The sequence below is a fragment of the Calditrichota bacterium genome, assembly GCA_013112635.1.
Taxonomy (GTDB): domain Bacteria; phylum Calditrichota; class Calditrichia; order Calditrichales; family J004; genus JABFGF01.
In genome coordinates this window covers 339,239-360,719 of sequence record JABFGF010000002.1, presented here as the reverse complement: position 1 = coordinate 360,719, position 21,481 = coordinate 339,239, and the positions used below count along the sequence as shown (strand labels likewise).

Here is a 21,481-nt window from a genome sequence, read left to right as displayed (position 1 = left end):
TTTCCTTAAGAATTATTCCAAAAAACTATATATTCCAGCTATGGACAAACACGAATTATCGCACTTTATTAAAACCAAAAGCCGGGAAACCGGTTTCCACAAAGTTGGTATTGCTAAAGCTGGCCGTCTGCCAAAATCTTCTTATTTAAAGGAGTGGCTTTCTAATGGTTTGAATGGCTCGATGCATTGGATGGAAAGCTATCTTGATAAACGCCTTGATGTAAAAAAACTCTATCCTGATGCAAAGAGTATTGTTTCTGTGGGCCTTAATTATTATTCGTATCCAAAACATAGTTCGCGTGAGGAACATGGAAAAATTAGCCGCTATGCCTGGGGTGAAAAAGATTATCACAAGATATTAAAAAAGAAATTGAAAGGGTTGTTGCAGGAAATAAAAACTTTGGATGAAAGAATCGAGGGGCGCTTATTTGTTGATACTGCTCCAATCCAGGACAAATTATGGGCACAGCAAGCCGGAATTGGCTGGCAGGGAAAACATACAAATATTATTTCACGTGATTATGGTTCCTGGCTTTTTTTGGGTGAACTGGTTTTAGATGTTGATTTGGAATATGACGTACCGATTGAAGATTTTTGCGGCAGTTGTTCCGCATGTATCGATGCCTGCCCAACACAGGCTCTTGAACCATATAAAATTGATGCTACAAAATGCATATCTTATCTCACGATTGAAATGTGGGATAAACCGATTCCTGAAGAGCAATCGGGAAAACTGAATAACTGGATTTTCGGCTGCGATATTTGCCAGGATGTATGTCCCTGGAACCGCTTTGAACAAGAAACGGATCAGGCTGATTTTCAACCTGTGAAAGAAAATATCAAGCCAGATTTAAAACAGTTGGTAAATATCACTGAAGAAGAATTTAGAAAGAGGTTTAAAAAGAGCCCAGTCTTTCGTGCAAAGCATAAAAATTTTATCAGGAATGTTAAAACGGTTTTAAATAAAAAATAATTTTGACTGTGTTGGTTTAAAAAATGGACATCAATTTGGCAGATTGATTATCTTGCAAAACACAGGCAAAGTAATAAGAAGGAAAAATATGAAATTTATGACGCCAGGCTTTATGCGTGAATGGATTCAGCTTATAAAGAAGGATGGGTTAAAAGAATTTTTGAGACAAAAAGGATGGAAAATAGTTGCCGGTATTTTTGTGTTTTATCTAATCCGCGACTCAATTCTCTACATTTTAATTCCATATTTAATTATCAATAATATCGTTCAATGTCAATGAAATTAGCTTAGCACAGTAATATTAAATTTAACATTGCTAAAACAAAACACCTAAAATTAAAGAAAGAGGACAATGCTTGTTTTAAAATTTGGCGGTACATCCGTTGGAACTGCAGATAGCATTAAAGAAGTTCTAAAAGTAATTAAAACTCAAAAGCAAAAAGATAAAGAGATTGTTGTAGTGGTTTCAGCTTTTTCCGGGGTAACCAATCAACTGCAAAAACTGAGTGAACTTGCTCAGTTGCGTGATCCACTTTACCAGGATGAGCTGGAAAATATTCGCTCTCGCCATAAACAAATGATTGCCGATTTGCTAGGCGACAAAGCACCCGAGACTGAAGAGCAAATTATGCCTCTGATCCTTGAATTGGCGGAGATCATTCATGGCACTTATTTATTGCGTGAATGTTCTGTACGTTCAAAAGATTTAATTCTCAGTTTTGGTGAGCGATTATCTGCTACAATTATCAGCTCCTTCTTTAAGAATAGTGGAACTGATGCACTTTTTTGCGATGCCAGAAAATTAATTTTAACCGACGATCAATTTGGAGGCGCCCGAATAAATTTTGAACAAACCAATAAAAAAATCAGCCAACATTGTTCCGGCTTAAAATCAATACAGGTTGTAACCGGGTTTATAGCATCAACAAAAAATGAAGTAACAACAACACTTGGGCGTGGCGGATCTGATTATACTGCGGCGGTTTTTGCAGCTGCTCTTAATGCAACCGAGTTACAAATCTGGACGGATGTAAATGGCGTAATGACTACAAACCCATCTGTGGTAAACAATGCCTTTTCGCTGGATCAGCTAACTTATGAAGAAGCAATGGAGCTTTCGCATTTTGGGGCAAAGGTGTTGCATCCACCAACGATACAACCCGTTCTGGAAAAAGATATCCCAATTCGGATACTAAACACCTTCGACACATCTTTTTCGGGAACCGTTATTTCATCAACAGATGCTAACACTGAAACTGGAATTACAGGTTTAACAGCTATTGATCATATTGCACTGCTAACCATTCAGGGTAGTGGAATGGTTGGTGTACCTGGGGTTGCCGCGCGATTATTTCAGGCATTAGCACAAAAAGAAATAAATGTAATTTTGATTACGCAGGCATCTTCTGAGCATTCTATTTGTGTGGCGGTAAAACCTGAAGATTCTCGTCCGGCTAGAAAGGCAATAGAAGCAGAATTCCGGCATGAAATAAAAGCCAGGGAAATGGATTCCATAAAAACCGAAACCGATCTTTCTGTGCTTGCAGTAGTTGGCCGAAATATGCGACGTGTTCCCGGTATAGCAGGAAAACTATTTAATGCACTTGGCAGAGAAAATATTAATGCAGTCGCTGTGACACAGGGTTCATCAGAGTTGAATATCTCTGTGGTGGTTCACAATAAAGATCAGAAGAAAGCGCTTAATGTAATACACGATGCGTTTTATCCTGAGACAAATAACGTTGGATTAAGTATTTTTCTGGCGGGTTCGGGATTAATTGGCGCAGAACTGCTAAAACAGATTAATGAATTAGGTGATAAAAGTCTAAAAGTTTGTGGCATTGCCAACAGTAAAAAATACTTGATTGAAAAAGATAGAATTGATCTAAAAAGCTGGCAAAACCAGTTCGACAAAAAGGCAATCAAATCGGGAAAGACTTTATTTTTTGATGAGATAAAAAAGAGCAAAAATAACAAAAAGATTTTTGTGGACTGTTCAGCAAGTGAGATAGTTTCCAATGAATATGAAACCTTGCTGGAAAATGGGATTTCTGTTGTAACCGCTAATAAAATTGCCAACACTCAATCGTATAAAAACTTTGTTCGTTTACAGGAGTTGGTCGTAAACAATCCGGTTCAATTTAATTATGAGACAAATGTAGGTGCAGGACTTCCGGTAATTGAAACTTTAAAAATGCTTCTACGCAGCGGTGATGAAATTATCAAAATTGAAGGTATTCTTTCCGGCTCATTAAGCTACTTGTTTAACACATTTAAAAAAGGTGTATCTTTTAGTGATCTTGTAAAAAAGGCAGGCGATTTGGGTTACCTTGAGCCAGACCCGCGAGTTGATCTTGGTGGAACTGATGTGGCCAGAAAGATTCTGATTTTGGCCAGAGAGTGCGGGGTTTCTTTGGAGCTTTCTGACATTAAATTAAAATCATTTTTGCCAGATGTTTGTGAAAAAGCAAAAACAGTAGAGGCCTTTTATGCTGAACTGGAAAAGAATGATGCATATTTTTCTGATATGTTATCAAAAGCAAATAGCCAGGACAAGGTATTACGATATATTGCTTCTTTTAAAAACAATTCCTTACAGATCGGCTTGCAGGCAGTAGATCAAAGCCATCCATTTTACAATCTTGATGTTACTGACAATATTGTGGCGTTTACAACAAAACGATATAATAAAACACCTCTTGTAATAAAAGGGCCAGGTGCAGGAGCAGAAGTTACTGCAGCAGGTGTGTTGGCTGATATTTTGAAATGTGGTGAAATAAAATGAAAAAAATATCGGTATTTGCCCCGGCAACGGTTTCCAATATTGCCTGTGGTTTTGATACTTTTGGATTTGCAATTGAAGGTCCGGGAGATATTGTTTCTGCCACAATTGATGAAAGTTTTAGAGGGTTAAAGATCTCAAAAATCTCAGGTGATGAAGGCCGCCTGCCACTGGATGTATCAAAAAATACAGCAGGTATAGCAGTACTAGCTTTACTGGATAAAATAGAGTATCATGGTGGCATTGATTTGCAAATTGAGAAAAAGATGCCTTTTGCCAGCGGTTTGGGTTCAAGTGCAGCTAGCGCTGCTGCGGCTGTCCATGCTGTAAATGAATTATTAGACCAACCACTAAAAAAGATTGAGCTTCTTCCATTTATTATAAAGTCTGAAACATCCATCGGAGGAACGGAACATGCAGATAATGCTGCTCCAAGTTTGCTTGGAGGCTTTGTTCTGGTGCGCTCACTCGATCCGGTTGATATTATTAACTTGCCAATCCCGGAAGACTTGCATTACGCAGTAGTGCATCCACAGGTTGAAATTAATACAGGTGAATCCAGGCAAACTTTGCCACAAAATATTCCACTAAAAACCGCAGTAAAACATTGGGCAAATACAGCGTCAATAGTTCAGGCACTAAATAACGGTGATCTGGATTTATTAAGCCGTTCTGTGGAAGATTTTGTCGCAGAACCGGTCCGATCTAAAAATATTCCGTTTTATGCTAAAGCCAAAAATCAGGCAATGTCATCTGGCGCTATTGCTTGTAATATTTCCGGAAGCGGCCCATCCATTTTTGCTTTTTGTGATTCGATAGCTGCAGCCCAAAAAGTATCATCAGTGATGGAATTGGTTTATAAAGAAAATGAAATTGGTTGCACCTCTTATTTTGGAAAAATAAGAAGAAAAGGCGCAGAAATAATTTAGCTCACTACTGAATTTTGTGGCAGACATTGTAGTTCCAATTCCTTTTAAGGTTGTATAATGGCAGGCACTTTTTCTCAGATTTATATTCAGGTTGTTTTTGCTGTTCAAAATAGGTCAAACCTATTGCATAAATCTTTTAGAGACGAGGTCTTTAAATATATGGCAGGAATAATTAAAAATAAGGGTCAAAAGCCAATTATAATTAATGGAGTAGAAGATCATGTCCACCTGTTTATTGGTTTAAAACCAGCGATGGCAATATCCGATTTAGTACGTGACGTAAAAAATAATACCAGTAACTTTATTAATGGGCAAGGTTGGATTAAAGGACATTTTTCATGGCAGAGTGGTTATGGAGCATTTTCTTACGGCCAATCTCAAATTGATTCTGTTTATAATTATATTTTAAACCAAGAGACACATCATCATAAAAAAACATTTCGTGAAGAGTATCTAGATTTTCTAAAAAAATTTGAGATACCATTCGATGAAAGATACCTATTTGATTGGATTGAAAAATAATATTACACCCTTTTAGGGTTCTCAATTTGTTTAATATTACTGCTATAATCTTATCATCCTTTCAGGATTTGCAATTTGATTAATAAATAATTATTCCTTTAAAAGTATATTCTATGCTCTATGGATTATCGCATTAAACAAACCTCGAAGAGGTGGTAGGACTATAATAAATTAGAGTTATTATTTAAGAAACCCTGAAAGGGTGAAAATAAAACATGAAATTTTACAGTACGAAAAATAAAAACCACCTGGTGTCTTTGAAAGAAGCTGTGTTAAAAGGTTTGCCGCCGGATAACGGCCTTTACATGCCACAAACTATCCCGCAGCTACCGAATACTTTTTTTAATAGCCTTGGTTCTAAGTCGATGCAAGAAATGGCATTTGAAGTAGCCAATGCATTTTTTGGAGATGATTTAAATAACGCTGATTTAGAATGGGTTGTTGAAGATGCCATAAATTTTGATGCGCCTTTAAAGGCAATCCATAATGACATTTTTGCTCTTGAACTTTTCCATGGCCCAACAATGGCTTTTAAGGATTTTGGTGCACGATTTATGTCACGCCTAATGAGCAAGATTATCAGTAAACAAGATAAAACTGTTCATATTCTTGTGGCAACATCCGGGGATACAGGAAGTGCCGTGGCTCAGGGTTTTTATGATGTGGATGGCATTCATGTTACTATTTTGTATCCATCCGGTAAAGTGAGCAAAATCCAGGAACAGCAAATTGCCACGCTCGATAAAAACATTTCTACTTTAGAAATTGATGGTACTTTTGATGATTGCCAGCATTTGGTAAAAACGGCATTTCTCGATCTGGAACTAAACAAACAAATATTACTTTCTTCGGCGAATTCGATAAATGTGGCGCGTTTTATCCCACAATCATTTTACTATTTTTATTCAATGGCTCAGGTTCTAAAACTAACAGATAAACCAGTTGTGTTTTCTGTTCCCAGTGGAAATTTTGGAAACCTGACTGCTGGTTTGTTTGCACAAAAAATGGGATTGCCGGTTCATCATTTTGTGGCGGCAGTTAATGCAAATGATACTTTCCCAAGATATTTGGCAGATGGAAAATTTGAAGCAAAGCCTTCGGTAAAAACAATCTCCAATGCAATGGATGTTGGTAACCCCAGTAACCTTGGTCGCATATTTGATCTGTTTAATAATGACATAGATCAAATAAGAAATCATATTTCTTCTTATTCTTTTTCAGATAGTCAAACCAAAGTTGCTATACGAGAAATATTCAATTCAACAAATTATTTACTCGATCCACATGGGGCGGTTGGTTACCTGGGAATGCAGAAATACTTAAGCGAGCAGGAATCCAATCCTGCAGGAATAGTTTTTGAAACAGCTCATCCTGCAAAATTTAAAGATGTGGTGGATGACGTTATCTCAGCAGAAATTGAAATCCCGGATCGACTAAAAAGTTTTATGGAGCGAAAAAAAACAAGTATAAGTATTTCCCGCAACTATAGTGATTTTAAGGAATATTTGCTATCTAAAGTAGTTTAGAACTATGCGAATGTAAAGTGCATCTACCTCAGCATTCTCAATTAAAAGGGACTAACTATGAAAAAGAATATTCTATTTTCCATACTAATAGCGGCTCTGTTTTTTAGCTGCCAACCTGTTTTAACATATAAAATTATTAACCAGGAAAACAACGCTCACGAATACACAATAAATACCCGCTCGCCAGGTGTGAATATTTCCTTTTTTGCCAATTATGATTGGGTTGGAAAAGATACAGTTCAAACAATGATTAACGTTCATATTGTTAATGGCAGTAAGTATGAGATTGAAGCTGACCGTAGCAAAATGCTAATTATTTCGGGGACTTTCGATTATAAAATCAAAACACAAAAACCAATTTTGATAATGCCTAAAAGTAAACGCTCTTTTTGGATAGAATATGAGGCAAAATATAATCCTATCATTTTACGTGAAGCAAGGCAAATGCCAGGCGATGAGGAGCTAATTTTGCTGCCAAAAGGGTTTAAAATAAATGGGCGGCCTTTACCTGTAGAAGATATTTCGTTTGTTCCTTTTGAAAGTATAGCAAGTAAAAACAATACAAAAAATGAATTAAGTACACAATACTAAGAGATATTATGACTTTAAAAAAATTTTCAAAATCAGATGAAACTGTATCCCTGCTTGGTTATGGCGCCTGGGGAATTGGCGGGGGAATGTGGCGCGGCGAAGATGATAATGAATCAAAAAAGACGCTGCACAAAGCTATTGAATCCGGTGTAAATCTTTTTGACTCGGCGTATGTTTATGGCGATGGCCATAGTGAAAAACTATTGGGTGAGGTTGAGAAAGAACATGGAAGTAACCTGTTTCTAACCTCCAAAGTACCGCCAAAAAACATGCAATGGCCGGCAAAAAATAAAACCAAATTAAAAGACGCATTCCCCAAAGATCACATTATTGAAATGACAGAAAAAAGCCTGCGTCATTTTAATCGTGATTATATCGATCTGCAACAGTTTCATGTTTGGAATGATGCATGGGCTGATCAGGATGAATGGAAAGAGGCAATCTTTAAATTGAAAGAGCAGGGCAAGGTGCGATATTTTGGAATTTCGATAAATGACCACCAGCCTGCCAATGGCATTAAAGCTGGTCAAACGGGTATGATTGATTCTTTCCAGGTTATTTTTAATATTTTCGATCAGTCTCCCACAGATGAACTTTTTTCATTTTGCCTTGAGAATAATATCAGCATATTAGCGCGAGTTCCTTTTGATGAAGGAAGCTTAACGGGAAATATAAAACCGGATACTGTTTTTCCCGAAAAGGATTGGCGTAACCACTATTTCCGCGGAGACCGCAAACAACAAGTCTGGGACCGGGTTCAAAAAATTCAGGAAGATATTTCCGGAGAGTGTGATAATATTGCTGAAGCGGCATTACGCTATATTATTGGTTTTGAAGCTGTGACGACTGTTATTCCGGGAATGCGTAAAGAACGCAATTTATTGGCCAATGTAAAAAGTGTTGCTAGTGGTTCTTTATCTGCTGGATTGATGGAGAAACTTAAAGAACACCGTTGGGTGAGGAGTTTTTATTAAAATGATTCATCGATGCCATCACTCAAAGTGACGGCATCGGTTTTAAAATCTAATCGTGTAAATATTCCATAACATTTAAAGCAGCAATAGTCCCATCTGCCACAGCGGTTGTTATTTGCCTGTACTTTTTAGCATTGGCATCACCCGCAGAATAAACCCCTTCTATATTTGTTTCAAGATCCTGATTTACAATAATCTCATTTCTTTCATTTGTTGAGATTATATTTTCAAAAAGCTCCGTATTGGGAACATATCCAATCAGAATAAAAACCCCGTCAATTTGTTTGTAAGAAATTTTACCAGTTTTAAGGTTTTTTATTTTTACACCAGTTAGCTGGTCATCTCCGGAAAATTCAACAATGGTTGATTCCATAATAAAATCAATTTTAGGATTGTTTTTGGCTTCCTTAACTGCATGTTCAAAAGCCTGAAAATGATCGAACTGGTGAACCACAGTTACTTTGCTGGCATATTTTGTCAGCGAGACAGCTTCTTCCAGCGCTGAGTTTCCACCACCCACAACAATAATTTCTTTATCCTGAAAAAAGTCGCCATCGCAGGTGGCACAATAGGAAATTCCCTGACCTTTATAATCCTCCTCACCTGCAACACCTAAAGATCGGGATCGTCCACCGGTTGCTAAAATCACGGCTTTTGCCGAATAGCTGTTTTTATTATTGGTTTCAACTTTTTTTATTGGGCCTTCAAGTCGCAAATTTGTAATCTTAATGTTCGATTTTATAGTGCATCCAAAACTCTTAGCCTGGGCTTTCATTGTTCGGGCAAGCTGAAAACCATTAATGCTTTCAATGCCGGGATAGTTTGCCACTTTGTGGGTCAAAACCGTTTGTCCGCCTACTGCACCCTGGTTTAAAATAAGTGTGTTCATTTTTGCACGGGAAAGATACATTCCGGCTGTCAGTCCAGCAGGTCCGGCTCCAATCACAATTACATCATAATCTGTTTTCATTTTATTTCCATATTATTTAAAAACGATACCATCACTTTTAGCGATGGCATCGATATTTATTGCTATTTAAAGTTCTCATCTAAAATTGACGTAACCTGATCCATATCTTGTATGCTGCTTGTTGCTTTTACAACTTTGCCATTTTTAAAATAGACTGTAAAAGGCAAACCGTTAAAAGTTGTGCACTCCGGCAGTGAGCGGATTACATGTGAGTAGGGTGAATCAAAAGCCATATCAGCAAATTTCACATGTTTATAGTCGCCTTCAATTTCTTCCATAACTTCGTAAACCGGAATACACATCGGTCCCATCCGTCCGCAGCAAATCATTACATTTTCATTTTCTTCCAATGTTGCTTTAAAAGCTTCTTCCGATTCAATGTGCGTTAAGTCTGTCTGTAACATTTGTAACTCCTTTTAAAATTGTGATAAATAATTTAGATACTGTTTAAGATGATTCTCGTTAAAAGGGGGTTACAAATAATTTTAATTAAAGGGAGGGAATAAAAATAAATTGACGCTAAAAGGAATTATTTAACTCAGGCCAAAATTCAAAATAATTTCATTGAGATTTGATCCATAAATTTCACAGGTTTTTCAAAAATTTGGTTGGCAATTAATTGATTTTAAAATTATCAATTATGATTCTTAAACTCTGTTGCGCATTTCCTGAATAATTACATCCTGATCCATAAATTCCTGGTAATCTGTATAATCACGTCCACTGGCCAAAATAAAATGTGTCAGGAGTGCTTTAATCTTATTTTGCAGATCTTCGGCTTTCCATGGTTTTTCAATATAATGACTTATTCGTGCACGATTGATGGCTTCAATTGTATCCTGGTGTGTGGCAAGGCCGGTTAATAAAATTGAGGAGACTTTTTTAAATCGATCGTCTTTTTGCATGCGGGCAAGAAACTCAACGCCGTTTTCATCCGGCATAATATGATCTGAGATGATCATTGCTACGGGTTTTTCTTCAGCGTATAAATCTTCCAGAACTTCTTCTGCTTCTTCCGAAGATTCGCATTCAATAATTTCTGCCATTGGCTCAAACATTACTAAATCCTTTTGAACTGCAGCCAAAACTTCACGCTGATCATCGATACAGATAATATTTACTTTTTCCATTTTAATGCTCCAATGGTAAACTTATTTTAAATGTGCTTCCGGATTCTGAACTGGTTAACTTTACTTTTCCATTATATGAAGAAACAATTCTTTTAACAATGGCTAACCCCAACCCCAGGCCAAATGACATGCCGGTTTTTTTGGTAGTTACGTCTGGTTCGAAAATGGCTTTTTGTAATTCTGAAGGAATACCCGGTCCGTTATCACTTATTTCAACATATATTTTTTTTGTGTCACCGTAACTTTTAACATTAATTTTCGGGTCTGCAGATTTTGCACTATTTAACGCTTCAATAGCATTCTTTGTCAGATTTAACCATACCTGCACCATTTCGCCCATGTTGGCACTAAAAACTGGTAGCTGTCCAAGATCAGCTTCCAGATTAACTGTTTTCACTTTTGTACTTAAAAGAGCCAGGGCATTCTCTATACTTTCATTAATATTCAGTCTTTCCCGATCGGTGCTTTTGGCGCCCAATAGTTTAACAGATTTCACAACGTGTTTGGCGTGTTGTGAGGCCGTACGCATATCATTTAATGAGGCCCCGATTTCCCAAAGCATATTCAGTCGCTCAGAACTTTTCTCAAGATTGTTATTCAATCGTAACAGGGTTTGTTCCGGCAATCCAGTCTGTGCAAGGGCTTTTGCTGCGGTTGATGATAAACTATGTTTACTTTGCCACATTTTTTGCAGTTCACGCTTTTCCCGGCTGCTTAAATGTCGGCCGCTTAAAAGCCCTGCTTCAAAAATAGCGGTCTCTTTTTGATCTTGCCATGTATGGGCAATTTTTTCAATCAACCAATTTGCGCTGCTGAATAAAACTGCAACCGCGTTGTTTAATTCATGTGCAATTCCTGCAGCCATTTTACCCAAAGAGGCCTGTTTTTCATGTTCAATCAGTTTTTTATATGTAGCTTCTTTTTCTTTAAAAAGGTTTAATTCACTTTGCTGACGGTTAACCAATCCAAAAACCACGATTGGCATAAACTGTTCTTCTAAAGTTAAGCGGCCTTTGTATGGTACAACCGGATCGTGTCTTTCCATAAAAACTACTTCAGAATCAGACATTGCCCGTACGGTTGCGATGCTTGTAAATGACCCTGAAAAAAAAGAATGAAGTCCAATATATTTCCCGGGGAATGTACGAAACGCCTCTTGTTGATTGCCCTTGTCATCAGTTACACTGCCGGAAAATTTCCCATCAAGAACAAGAAATAGCCGGTTATTAATCTGATCTTCTTTTAGGAGAACTTCCCCTTTTTTTATACTAATTTTTCGCTCAGGATTGGAGAAGTACGTTTCCACAACCCATTTTGCATCTTCACTTTGAACATTGGGGATCATAGAAAATTGACCATTTTTAAAATAGTTAATAAAACATAAAGAAATGCCATAGCAATTAATCCAATTATTATTCCGGATCGCATCATTTGATTGCTTTTAATTTGTCCACTGGCATAGGCCATCGCATTTGGAGGCGTACTAACCGGCAAAGACATTGCAATTGAGCAGGAAATTGTCACAGCGACTATTAACATTTTACTTCCGCCAAGTGCTGTTAATGAATCCAGGTTGGCGCCAAGTGCTGCCATAACAGGAAGCACAAGGTTTGCCGTTGCAGTGTTGGACATAAATGTTGCCATCAATGCTGCAATGGTTGTGGCGATAAATATAATAAATAATGGATCAAATTGTGCAAACGGAATTGATTCAATCAAGTGAGCAGATAAACCCGTTTTTTCCATGGCCATACCAAGTGCAATACCGCCGGCAATTAACCAAAGCACATCCCAGCTTAAACGTTTAATATCTTCGGCATTTAAAATTCCGGAAACAAGAAAAACAGAAACAGGAATCATGGCCACAACATATGATTTGAGGCCATGCAAATCGCTTAAAATCCACAGTAGAATTGTTCCGGCAAAAGTAATATACACCGTTATAGCTTTAGGGCTGCGCATGAACTTGCTTTTTATTTTTAATTCAATTCGTTCACTTTTTGGCTTAAAAAGAAACAGCAGCAAAAACCAGACAATAACCAACATTACAATCGCATAAGGCAAAGCAAATGACATCCATGAGCTAAATGAAATTGCGGCATCACCAACCAGGTATTTCATGGCAACTGCATTAGGTGGCGTCCCGATTGGTGTTCCAATACCACCAATGTTTGCTGCAAAAGGAATTCCCAATAAAAATGCTACTTTTGCAGGATCGTCTTTTGAGAAGAGAGCCAGTACCGGAGCAAGAATTGCCAGCATCATTGCCGTTGTTGCAGTATTACTCATAAACATGGAAAAAAGTGCTGTTACTATCATCAAACCCATAAGCACGAAGCGGGGATTTGTACCAAAAGGCTTAAGGAGAACCCGGGCCAGGTTTACATCCAACCGATATTTTGTGGCTGCCATTGCCAGGAAAAAACCACCCAAAAAAAGTACAATAATGGGTGATGCCAGAGTTCCCATAATAGCTTTATAATTAATCAGGATCCCAAACCCTTCAGCATCTGGTGTAGATCGTAAGAATGATAAGCTGTTGGTAGAAATCATTAAAAGTTCCAGGGTGATGATCAACATTGAAGTTGCAAAAATGGGGATTGGTTCCAACACCCAGAATAATGTAGCCAAAGCAAAAATTGCAATTACTCGATGCTCAACGATGCTTAAATCTTTTATTGGAATAAACTCTGTTGGGATTAGTAATATTAGAATGGGAATTACTATGGAAATAATAAGTTTTCCGTGTTTCATTTTAGGGCCTGCATAAATTTAGTTTTGCTGAAATATTTTATCAGGGAATTTACAGAAAGAAAAATAAGGAAAACAATTTTTATATGAAAATTTTGAAAAAAACCCTCCCGAATTTTCCGGGAGGGCTGAAGTGAAAAGACTAATTAAATAGGTACCTTACACCAACCTGAATTCGCCAACGCGATATAAGACTTGTGTTATCTGTAAAGGTCTCAGAAAGAGGTTTCCCATCTTTTAGAGGAAAACTAAATTCAGGTTCACCATCACTATTGTATCCAACAAATGTAAGCGGAGCTTTATTGATTGGAAATCTTCGTACACCCCAATCAGGATTTATTAGATTTCCTAAATTTAAGATATCGAGGCTTAACTGAAATGTGTGTTTATCTTGACCCATGTCAAAATTAAAATCCTGCAATAAACGAATATCAATTTCAGAGAACCATTCCCCTAAAGCACCATTACGCTCTGCATATTTTCCGCGCCTCTCACTCAAGTAATCATCTTGTTTAATATAGTTATTTAACTGACTCCATATTTCAGCTTCGGTGCGAGTATCAGATGCATCAACTGGAACCAGATTAATTTCGGATGAATTTTGTGGAACGTACATTAAGTCATTATTTTGAGGTATTCCATCAAGGTTCATGTCGCCGGCATAAACATAAGAAAAGCGATCACCCTGGGCCGCTTCGAAAAATAATGACACTGATGTTCCAAGGAAATCATTCCATTGTTTCTTATAAGAAGCTGTTCCAACAAATCTATGACGTAATCCAAAATCCGAAAATGCTAACTCAGGTTTATTTGGGTTGCCAACAATTTGATTCAATTGAAAAGCGTCAGCAGCGATTTCACCAGGACTACTTGTAATATCTTTTGCTTCAGAAAAAGTATAAGCTATGCTTGTGGTTAAATCCATACCGAACTTTTTCTGAAGCTGGCCGGTTATACTGTACTGATAACCTTCATCAGTATTATCCAAAATAATAGCCCCAGCGTCTAAGAAACTTACCCCAAGTGGCCCACCGGTGAAAAATCCATTCAATTTATTCTCGGCAGTCGAATCGGTACTCGCAAAAATTTCACGGTTATCTGCTCCAACAGCTTTTCCGGTTGGAGGTGCCATATTATAATTACGATGAACTACAGCATTTATATCTTTGGAGAAAATACCTTCCAATGTTCCAATAATCCCAAAAGGAAGTTCCTTGTCAATAGCAAGATTTGTTCTCCACGTTTGAGGCCACTTAAAATCATCAACGGTGGAGTTTATTTGAAACGTGTAAAACGGGGCTATCGCTGCATTTGAAATTTGATTACTTATCCAAACAAACCGTAGGCGACCTGTAAAAACACCAGTTCCGCCACGTAATTGAAAAGTCCTGTCGCTATTAACATCCCAGTTAAATCCAAGACGTGGTGACCATAATGGCGAAGTATCAGGCAGTTTGCTTACGTCAAATTTTACATCGTTGCCATTTTCATCATTAAAAGTTTCTGCTAAAATCTCAGCATTGTTTGCCGGTTCAGTAAAGTAAATAGGCATATCTACTCTTAAACCACCTGTTAAGATGAGGTCGTCTGTTGCCTGCCACTCATCCTGTACATAAAATGAAAGTTGCGCTAAATCAACTTCATCAAGTTTAAAAGCATTTGAATCTGATCTGGCTACTTCTGCATTAAAATCAATATATGATGGATCTAATGGGTTTGTTGCAGCCCTAAATTCATCCATTGAGCTGAAAGTATGTCCAGGATAGAAAAACAAATTAAATGAGTTATTAAACTGAAAACTTTCATAGGAGATGCCTGCAGTTATAATGTGCTCATCTAAATAGGTGGTGATATCATCAGTGAATTGAAAGACGTCCTGGTCTAATAAGTTATTTGTTGAAAATCTTTCTAAACCAAATGATATATAGTTCAATCCATCTTTATTTATATCAACAGAAGGGAATGCAGCGCTTTTGCTATCCCTAAAATCTCTGAAAGAAGTATATCCTAAACGTAAATGATTTGAAAAACTTCCAAAACTACTGTTCAGTTCTGCCACATATGAATTGATATTATTATTAATCATGTAACTTGTATTTTCAAAAGGAACTGAGTTAAGATCAGGGCCCCGACCTCCAGCAGAAATAGCAGGGTGAGGCAACACATCACGCCAAGATGTTAAATGGTTATATCTAAAGCTTGCCTGATGATCTGTGTTTACGTTCCAGTTAATCTTCATTAAAAATTTATCATTTTCAGTTTGATGATCGTAGCCCTGATAAGCACCTGTTTTATAACCATATTGATTATCAAGAATTGAAATAACTTCATTCAAATCACTTTGTGCTACTCTTGATACATTTGCACCGGAGTTAGAACCTGTATTTGAGATTATTGTTGTTGCAGGTTCTTCTCTTCTTTCTTGTTCTGCGTTTATAAAAAAGAATAATTCATTTTTAATAATCGGTCCGCCTAATCGAAAACCGGTTTGTCTATATGTTAAATTTGGGTTTTCAACTACAGTACCTGAAACATCATCTCCAATGAAATTCTCATTTCTCATAAAATTATAAAATGAACCACTAAATCTATTTGTTCCGCTTCTCGTAACTGAATTGATACCGGCACCAGTAAAACCACCTTGTCTTACATCAAAAGGAGCAATAGATACCTGAATTTGTTCGATAGCGTCTAAACTAACTGGCTGTGCATTTGTTTGTCCGCCTGGGGTTGGTACATCTAAACCAAAAGAATTATTAAAGATTGACCCATCGAGGGAAAAATTATTATAATAATTATTTCGCCCACCAAAGCTATTACCGGAGGCTTGAGGTGTTAAACGGTAAATATCTTGTGCACTTCTTGAAATGGTCGGAAGTTCTTCTATCTGTTGCTGACCAATATTAGTAGAGGCACCTGTTCTGTTAGGATTTATAATATCATCTACCCCAGCTTCAACAACTATGGCTTCTGTTGATAATGATGTTTCTTTAAGTATGAATTCAAATCTTTGGTTTTGCCCTAAACCAATATATACATTTTCCAGTTTTTGGCTCTGGAATCCTATGTATGAAACAATGATTGTGTAAGGTCCACCTACTCTAATATTTGGAACATCAAAACGCCCGTTTACACGAGTGGCCGCACCATATTTTGTACCACTTTCATCGTGCAATACCTCAACATTTGCTCCCGGTAATGGCTCACCATCAACATCTACAATTACACCATTCATAGCCGCTGTTGTAACACCCTGGCCAAAAACAGAGTTGGTTGTAAAAAGTAGGGTTATGGCAAATAATATGGCTAAAAACTTCTTTGTAGTATTAGATTGATACATATGCCTCCTTAGGTTTGGTATGGTTATTTAAGTTGGTTATTGATTGAGTCAGTGCCTGATGTGCTGAAGATCACAATAAGATAATCAACAATTTTAAAAAACAAAATGAATTTTTTCCTTTTTCTTTTCGTTTTAATGCAATAATATTTTTGTGATTTTAAAAAAAGTACATCTTTATTATATTGACAAAATTTTTTCTTAGCAGGAGATTAAGAATGGATCAATCTTTTGAATTTATGGGCACAGACCATATTCATTTAATTGTAGGCAATGCAAAACAGTCAGCACACTTTTATCAGACACAGTTTGGGTTTAAGCTAATAGCTTATTCCGGCCTTGAAACGGGTAATCGTGAAAAAGCGTCTTATGTGTTGCAACAAAACAAAATCCGGCTGGTGGTTTCATCTCCATACAAAGCCGATTCGGATTTAAACAAACATTTGGCTTTACACGGCGATGGCGTAAAGGACGTTGCCTTTTGGACAGATAATGCAGAAGCTGCCTGGAAACATGTAACAGAAAAAGGGGCGAAATCGGTTTTGGAGCCGACCATTTTAAAAGATGATTTTGGAGAAGTCATTATGGCTACAATCCAAACTTATGGCGATACTGTCCATAGCTTTGTGCAGCGTGATAATTACTCCGGGCCATTTCTACCGGGTTTTGAGGCCAGGGAATCGCTTATAAAAGTCGAGCCAATTGGATTAAATTTTGTGGATCATTTTGTGGGCAATCAACCTGAAGATCAAATGCAAAAAGTGGCGAGCTGGTATGAAGATGTATTTGGTTGGAAGCGTTTTTGGACTGTTGATGATAAAGATGTTGCCACGGACTATACCTCGCTTCGTTCCATAGTTGTTGCCAATGACAACGAGCGAATTAAAATGCCAATAAATCGTCCGGCAGCAGGATTGCGCAAATCTCAGATTGAAGAATTTGTTGAATATTATTCCGGGCCAGGTATACAACACATTGCCCTGGATACAAGTGATATTGTTACAACCGTTGGCAAATTAAAAGAAAATGGTGTGGAATTTTTAGATGTTCCCATGACCTATTATGAAGAGCTACCGGACCGGGTTGGTGAAATTGATGAAGATATATCTGAGCTGGCCGAATTGGGTGTCCTGGTAGATCGTGACCAGTTTGGCTATTTGCTGCAACTATTTACAAAACCCGTTCAGGACAGACCAACATTGTTTTATGAAATAATCCAGCGTAAGGGTTGTACCGGGTTTGGGAAAGGAAATTTTAAAGCATTATTCGAATCCATAGAACGGGAACAGGAACGGCGCGGTAATTTGTAATTTTTAAATGTACAGCCATTTAACACAGTTTATTTTAATATTATTTTATCTGGAAAAAATATGACAGGACAATGTCCTGTCACTACATAGTAAGTATTATGAAACTCTTTTCTTATTCAACAAATAGTGAGAAATCCAAGCGGTTGGGAATGATTGTTGATAATTGCCATTTGGATATTTCGTCTCTGGGAAATGACATAACATCTTCCATGGATGTCGCACTCCAAAATTGGCTGGTTGCATATTCACGTCTTAAGGAAATGGAAGCCAAATTAAAATCAACACCAAAGCAACAAATTAAAGACATAACTTTAAATGAAGATGAAATAATTTTTCATCCGCCTACTACTGAGAAATGCACATTCCGTGACTTTTATGCTTTTTTGCAGCATGTAAAAACAGCACGTGGTTTACGTGGTTTGGATGTCATTGATGAATGGTACGAAATCCCAGTTTTCTATTTTTCTAATCCAAATGTTTTTATTGGGCACAAAGCAGAATTAAAAAAACCTCTTTATACAGATGAACTGGATTTGGAATTGGAAGTGGCCTGTATTATTGGGAAAGAAGGAAAAAATATTTCTGTCGAAAAGGCGAATCAACATATTGCTGGTTATACCATCTTAAATGACTTTTCAGCTCGTGATGTACAGCGCAAAGAAATGAAAGTAGGTTTGGGGCCGGCCAAATCAAAAGACTTTGCAAGCGGTCTTGGGCCGTATCTGGTAACATTGGATGACTTAGATGGTCTGGTTAAGAATAATGCTTATGAATTAAGGATGACGGCCAGGAAAAATGAAAAACAAATTTCAAATGGAAATTTTTCGGATATCTATTATAGTTTTCCAGAAATGATTGCCAGGGCTTCGGAAGATGTAACTTTATACCCAGGTGATGTAATCGGGTCTGGCACAGTTGGAACAGGGTGTATTTTAGAACTGCGTCCGGAGAATACAGAGGGCTGGTTACAACCGGGTGATAAAATAGAATTGGAAATTGAAAAACTGGGTAAGCTAATTCATTTTATAAAGTAGTTTTGGTTGATATTTAACACGTAGGCGCAGAGTACGCGGAGATATTTTTCACTATTTTAACCTCTGTGACCTCTACGATGATAAATATAACAGGTGTTTTATAAATCAACTTTTCAGCATACAAATTTGAATAGGAAAAAAATATGCCATTTTATGTTCAGCGTGGAAGTATTCCTTCCAAAAGACATATTCAACACCATGTAAATGGAAAACTAACTTATGAAGAGTTGATGGGTCGTGAAGGCTTTTCGGATGTTTCATCAAATGTTTATCACATTCATCCACCGACAAAAGTAAAGTCAGTTGGCTCATTAAAACCGGTTGAATGGAAAGAAACCTCTGAAGTACATCGTCACCGCCATTTGGAAACTTTTAAATTTGGCGCAAAAGGCAATTGGGTTACCGGAAGACGAATCCTGGCTTATAATAAAGATGTAATTATGTCTACAGCTATGCCAAGCGAACAAGGAGATTTTTTCTACCGCAATGCCCATGCGTACGAGCTGATTTTTGTCCATAAAGGCAAGGGTGTTTTGGAAAGCCAGTTTGGTAATCTTGCATTTGGCGAAGGCGATTATATTGTTATTCCCGGTGGTACGCTGTATAAACTGGTTCACCAATCTAAAGAGACGCGTTATTTAATTATGGAAGCATTTGGGGAGATTACACCGCCAAAAAATTATTTAAATAAACATGGCCAGCTTTTAGAACACGCACCTTTTTGTGAACGTGATATCCGCGTGCCGGAATTTGTGGATGCCATTGATGAACAGGGCGATTTCAATATCCTTGTTCGCAGTTTTAGAGGTCTTCAGGAATATACTTTGGCACACCATCCTTTTGATATTGTTGGCTGGGACGGCTATTACTATCCTTGGATTTTTAATATAAAAGACTTTATGCCAATCACCGGAAAAGTGCATATGCCGCCACCGGTTCATCAAACATTTGCCGGTCCTGGTTTTGTAATTTGTTCATTCTGTCCACGTTTATTTGATTATCATGATTTAGCAATCCCTGCGCCTTATGCGCACAGCAATGTAGATAGCGATGAAATTCTTTATTATGTAGAGGGAGATTTTATGAGCCGTAAAGGTGTTGCTGATGGATCTGTTACAATTCATCCTTCTGGATTGCCCCATGGGCCGCAGCCGGGAAAATATGAAGGTTCTATTGGTGCCAAAGAAACATTTGAATATGCTGTTATGCTGGATACATTTGGGCCTATCCATGTTGCCTCTGAAGCTGATGATGTAGATGATGCAAACTATCCTTACAGCTGGAATGAATAGAAAAACATGGAATATTGGATTATTGAAATATTGTCCATTTTCATCATTCCTGTTCTCCAGCATTCCAAATTAAATTAAAAAGAAGGGCCCCAGAGATATGCTAATCGATCCTAAAAAACAAACTTTCAAAGAAAATTATAAACTTATGATTGGCAGTATTTTGCCACGGCCAATAGCATTTGTTTCAACTGTCTCACATGATGGAATACACAATCTGGCGCCATTTTCCTTTTTTACAGGAATCACATCTGAGCCGCCTACAGTTTGTTTTTCACCTACTCGCCGCGGGACAGATGGTGAAGCAAAAGACACTTTAAAAAATATTGAGTCTACGGGTGAATTTGTTATTAATATTGTAAATGAAAGTATCGTCGAGCAAATGAATGAAACGGCTACCGAATTCCCGCCGGATGTTGATGAATTTCAGAAATCGGGTTTAACGGCAATCGGTGCAAAAATAGTTAAAGCACCTTTGGTGAATGAATCACCAATCTCATTTGAATGTAAAAAATTACAAGTTATTGAAATTGGCGAGGCTAAAGCAGGCGGCGGTTTTCTTGTTATTGGTGAAATTGTTATGTTTCATATTAAGGATGCCCTTTTAGAAAATGGTCGTATTAAGACAGATCTTTTAAATCCCATAGGCAGGTTGGCCGGAGCGGAATATACAAAACTTGGTGAACGGTTTACCTTGCAAAGAAAATCACTAAAGAAATAAACAAAGCTAATGGACTTTCAGGAAGAGAAAATAAAAAATCGCCTCCAACCATAATGGAAGAAGACGATAATTGAAACTGGGACAAACTTGGAGTTATCGTTTTTGTTTACGACCTAAATTCTTCCAATGCCCGGGAATCCACTTCCAGCCTTTTCGGACTTCTTTCCAATGGCCGGGTATCCATACATGATGTTTTCTGGCTTTAACCCAATGCCCTTTTTTCCACACATATTTATTTTTATGGACTTTCCAATGGCCATTTATCCAAACATAATTGGAGCCGGGCTGTTTTGTTTTTACCACTAACACTTTTGGCTTGTTTGGTTTTTTTGTAACAATGATTTGACTGTTGGCATTTCCTGCGAAAAATAAACTGATAAAAATGGCAAATAAAATATTTTTTAATAGCTTCATGCTTAATCCTTTCCAGTTAATTATTTGTATTTGAATTTTCAACTACTATGCCAAAAGTATAATCGCGATACTATCGTTATGTTTTTTAAAGGTTTAACACGTTTAACAAAATATTAGAAATTATAAAGTGTACCAGATAGTCTTTAAAAAAACGTACTAAATCGTACAAAACACTTTATTTTTTTTAAGAAATTGGAAAAACTTGATTCGTCCTTGGACAATTTGATT

At 37.3% G+C, this 21,481-nt stretch carries 19 protein-coding genes; 12 read left to right on the top strand and 7 right to left on the bottom strand.

Going from position 1 to position 21,481, the window contains the following annotated elements; all coding sequences use genetic code 11:
- The first annotated feature begins 40 nt into the window (after positions 1-40).
- From queG to HND50_06750, 8 genes are all read left to right on the top strand, one after another.
- On the top strand, positions 41-973 hold the full coding sequence (queG, locus tag HND50_06785) for a tRNA epoxyqueuosine(34) reductase QueG (protein NOG44917.1): 933 nt from the start codon (positions 41-43) through the stop codon (positions 971-973).
- Positions 974-1,061: 88 nt separating this feature from the next.
- Complete coding sequence (locus HND50_06780) at positions 1,062-1,253, top strand: hypothetical protein (GenBank protein NOG44916.1); 192 nt, start codon at positions 1,062-1,064, stop codon at positions 1,251-1,253.
- A gap of 72 nt (positions 1,254-1,325) precedes the next feature.
- A complete protein-coding gene (gene thrA, locus HND50_06775) occupies positions 1,326-3,758 on the top strand; it encodes a bifunctional aspartate kinase/homoserine dehydrogenase I (GenBank protein ID NOG44915.1) in 2,433 nt (810 codons plus the stop codon).
- Positions 3,755-4,684, top strand: a complete 930-nt coding sequence (locus tag HND50_06770; protein ID NOG44914.1) for a homoserine kinase — start codon at positions 3,755-3,757, stop codon at positions 4,682-4,684. The genes thrA and HND50_06770 overlap by 4 nt, the downstream gene beginning before the upstream one ends.
- A gap of 57 nt (positions 4,685-4,741) precedes the next feature.
- Positions 4,742-5,206 carry an IS200/IS605 family transposase gene (gene tnpA / locus HND50_06765; protein ID NOG44913.1) on the top strand — a complete coding sequence of 155 codons (465 nt, stop codon included), beginning with the start codon at positions 4,742-4,744 and terminating at the stop codon, positions 5,204-5,206.
- A gap of 215 nt (positions 5,207-5,421) precedes the next feature.
- Positions 5,422-6,732: a threonine synthase gene (thrC, locus tag HND50_06760; GenBank protein ID NOG44912.1), complete on the top strand. Its 1,311-nt coding sequence runs from the start codon at positions 5,422-5,424 to the stop codon at positions 6,730-6,732.
- A gap of 57 nt (positions 6,733-6,789) precedes the next feature.
- Positions 6,790-7,323, top strand: coding sequence for a hypothetical protein (locus HND50_06755; GenBank protein NOG44911.1), 534 nt, complete (start codon positions 6,790-6,792; stop codon positions 7,321-7,323).
- Between the two features lie 8 nt (positions 7,324-7,331).
- Positions 7,332-8,297: an aldo/keto reductase gene (locus HND50_06750; GenBank protein ID NOG44910.1), complete on the top strand. Its 966-nt coding sequence runs from the start codon at positions 7,332-7,334 to the stop codon at positions 8,295-8,297.
- A 49-nt stretch (positions 8,298-8,346) separates the two neighbouring features.
- On the opposite strand, the gene trxB is transcribed toward HND50_06750, so the two are convergent.
- The 6 genes from trxB to HND50_06720 all read right to left on the bottom strand — a co-directional run bounded on the left by trxB (position 8,347) and on the right by HND50_06720 (position 16,488).
- Positions 8,347-9,267 (bottom strand): thioredoxin-disulfide reductase, encoded by a 921-nt coding sequence (gene trxB / locus HND50_06745; protein ID NOG44909.1) that lies wholly within the window; start codon positions 9,265-9,267, stop codon positions 8,347-8,349.
- 62 nt (positions 9,268-9,329) lie between these two features.
- A complete protein-coding gene (locus HND50_06740; GenBank protein ID NOG44908.1) occupies positions 9,330-9,671 on the bottom strand; it encodes a thioredoxin in 342 nt (113 codons plus the stop codon).
- A 243-nt stretch (positions 9,672-9,914) separates the two neighbouring features.
- Positions 9,915-10,397 carry a response regulator gene (locus HND50_06735; GenBank protein ID NOG44907.1) on the bottom strand — a complete coding sequence of 161 codons (483 nt, stop codon included), beginning with the start codon at positions 10,395-10,397 and terminating at the stop codon, positions 9,915-9,917.
- 1 nt (position 10,398) lies between these two features.
- Positions 10,399-11,742 carry a cyclic nucleotide-binding domain-containing protein gene (locus HND50_06730; protein ID NOG44906.1) on the bottom strand — a complete coding sequence of 448 codons (1,344 nt, stop codon included), beginning with the start codon at positions 11,740-11,742 and terminating at the stop codon, positions 10,399-10,401.
- Positions 11,739-13,151: a DASS family sodium-coupled anion symporter gene (locus HND50_06725; protein ID NOG44905.1), complete on the bottom strand. Its 1,413-nt coding sequence runs from the start codon at positions 13,149-13,151 to the stop codon at positions 11,739-11,741. Before HND50_06725 ends, HND50_06730 begins: the two co-directional genes overlap by 4 nt.
- A gap of 139 nt (positions 13,152-13,290) precedes the next feature.
- Positions 13,291-16,488 (bottom strand): TonB-dependent receptor, encoded by a 3,198-nt coding sequence (locus HND50_06720; protein ID NOG44904.1) that lies wholly within the window; start codon positions 16,486-16,488, stop codon positions 13,291-13,293.
- Positions 16,489-16,703: 215 nt separating this feature from the next.
- Between HND50_06720 and hppD the strand changes: the two genes are divergently transcribed.
- The 4 genes from hppD (at position 16,704) to HND50_06700 (ending at position 20,839) form a co-directional block, all read left to right on the top strand.
- A complete protein-coding gene (gene hppD / locus HND50_06715; GenBank protein ID NOG44903.1) occupies positions 16,704-17,795 on the top strand; it encodes a 4-hydroxyphenylpyruvate dioxygenase in 1,092 nt (363 codons plus the stop codon).
- 98 nt (positions 17,796-17,893) lie between these two features.
- Positions 17,894-18,829: a fumarylacetoacetate hydrolase family protein gene (locus HND50_06710; protein ID NOG44902.1), complete on the top strand. Its 936-nt coding sequence runs from the start codon at positions 17,894-17,896 to the stop codon at positions 18,827-18,829.
- Positions 18,830-18,972: 143 nt separating this feature from the next.
- The gene (locus tag HND50_06705; protein ID NOG44901.1) at positions 18,973-20,121 is read left to right on the top strand and encodes a homogentisate 1,2-dioxygenase; all 1,149 of its coding nucleotides are present in this window, start codon (positions 18,973-18,975) and stop codon (positions 20,119-20,121) included.
- 97 nt (positions 20,122-20,218) lie between these two features.
- Positions 20,219-20,839, top strand: a complete 621-nt coding sequence (locus HND50_06700; protein ID NOG44900.1) for a flavin reductase family protein — start codon at positions 20,219-20,221, stop codon at positions 20,837-20,839.
- Between the two features lie 93 nt (positions 20,840-20,932).
- On the opposite strand, the gene HND50_06695 is transcribed toward HND50_06700, so the two are convergent.
- The gene (locus HND50_06695; protein ID NOG44899.1) at positions 20,933-21,253 is read right to left on the bottom strand and encodes a BcpO-related WXXGXW repeat protein; all 321 of its coding nucleotides are present in this window, start codon (positions 21,251-21,253) and stop codon (positions 20,933-20,935) included.
- Between the last annotated feature and the right edge of the window lie 228 nt (positions 21,254-21,481).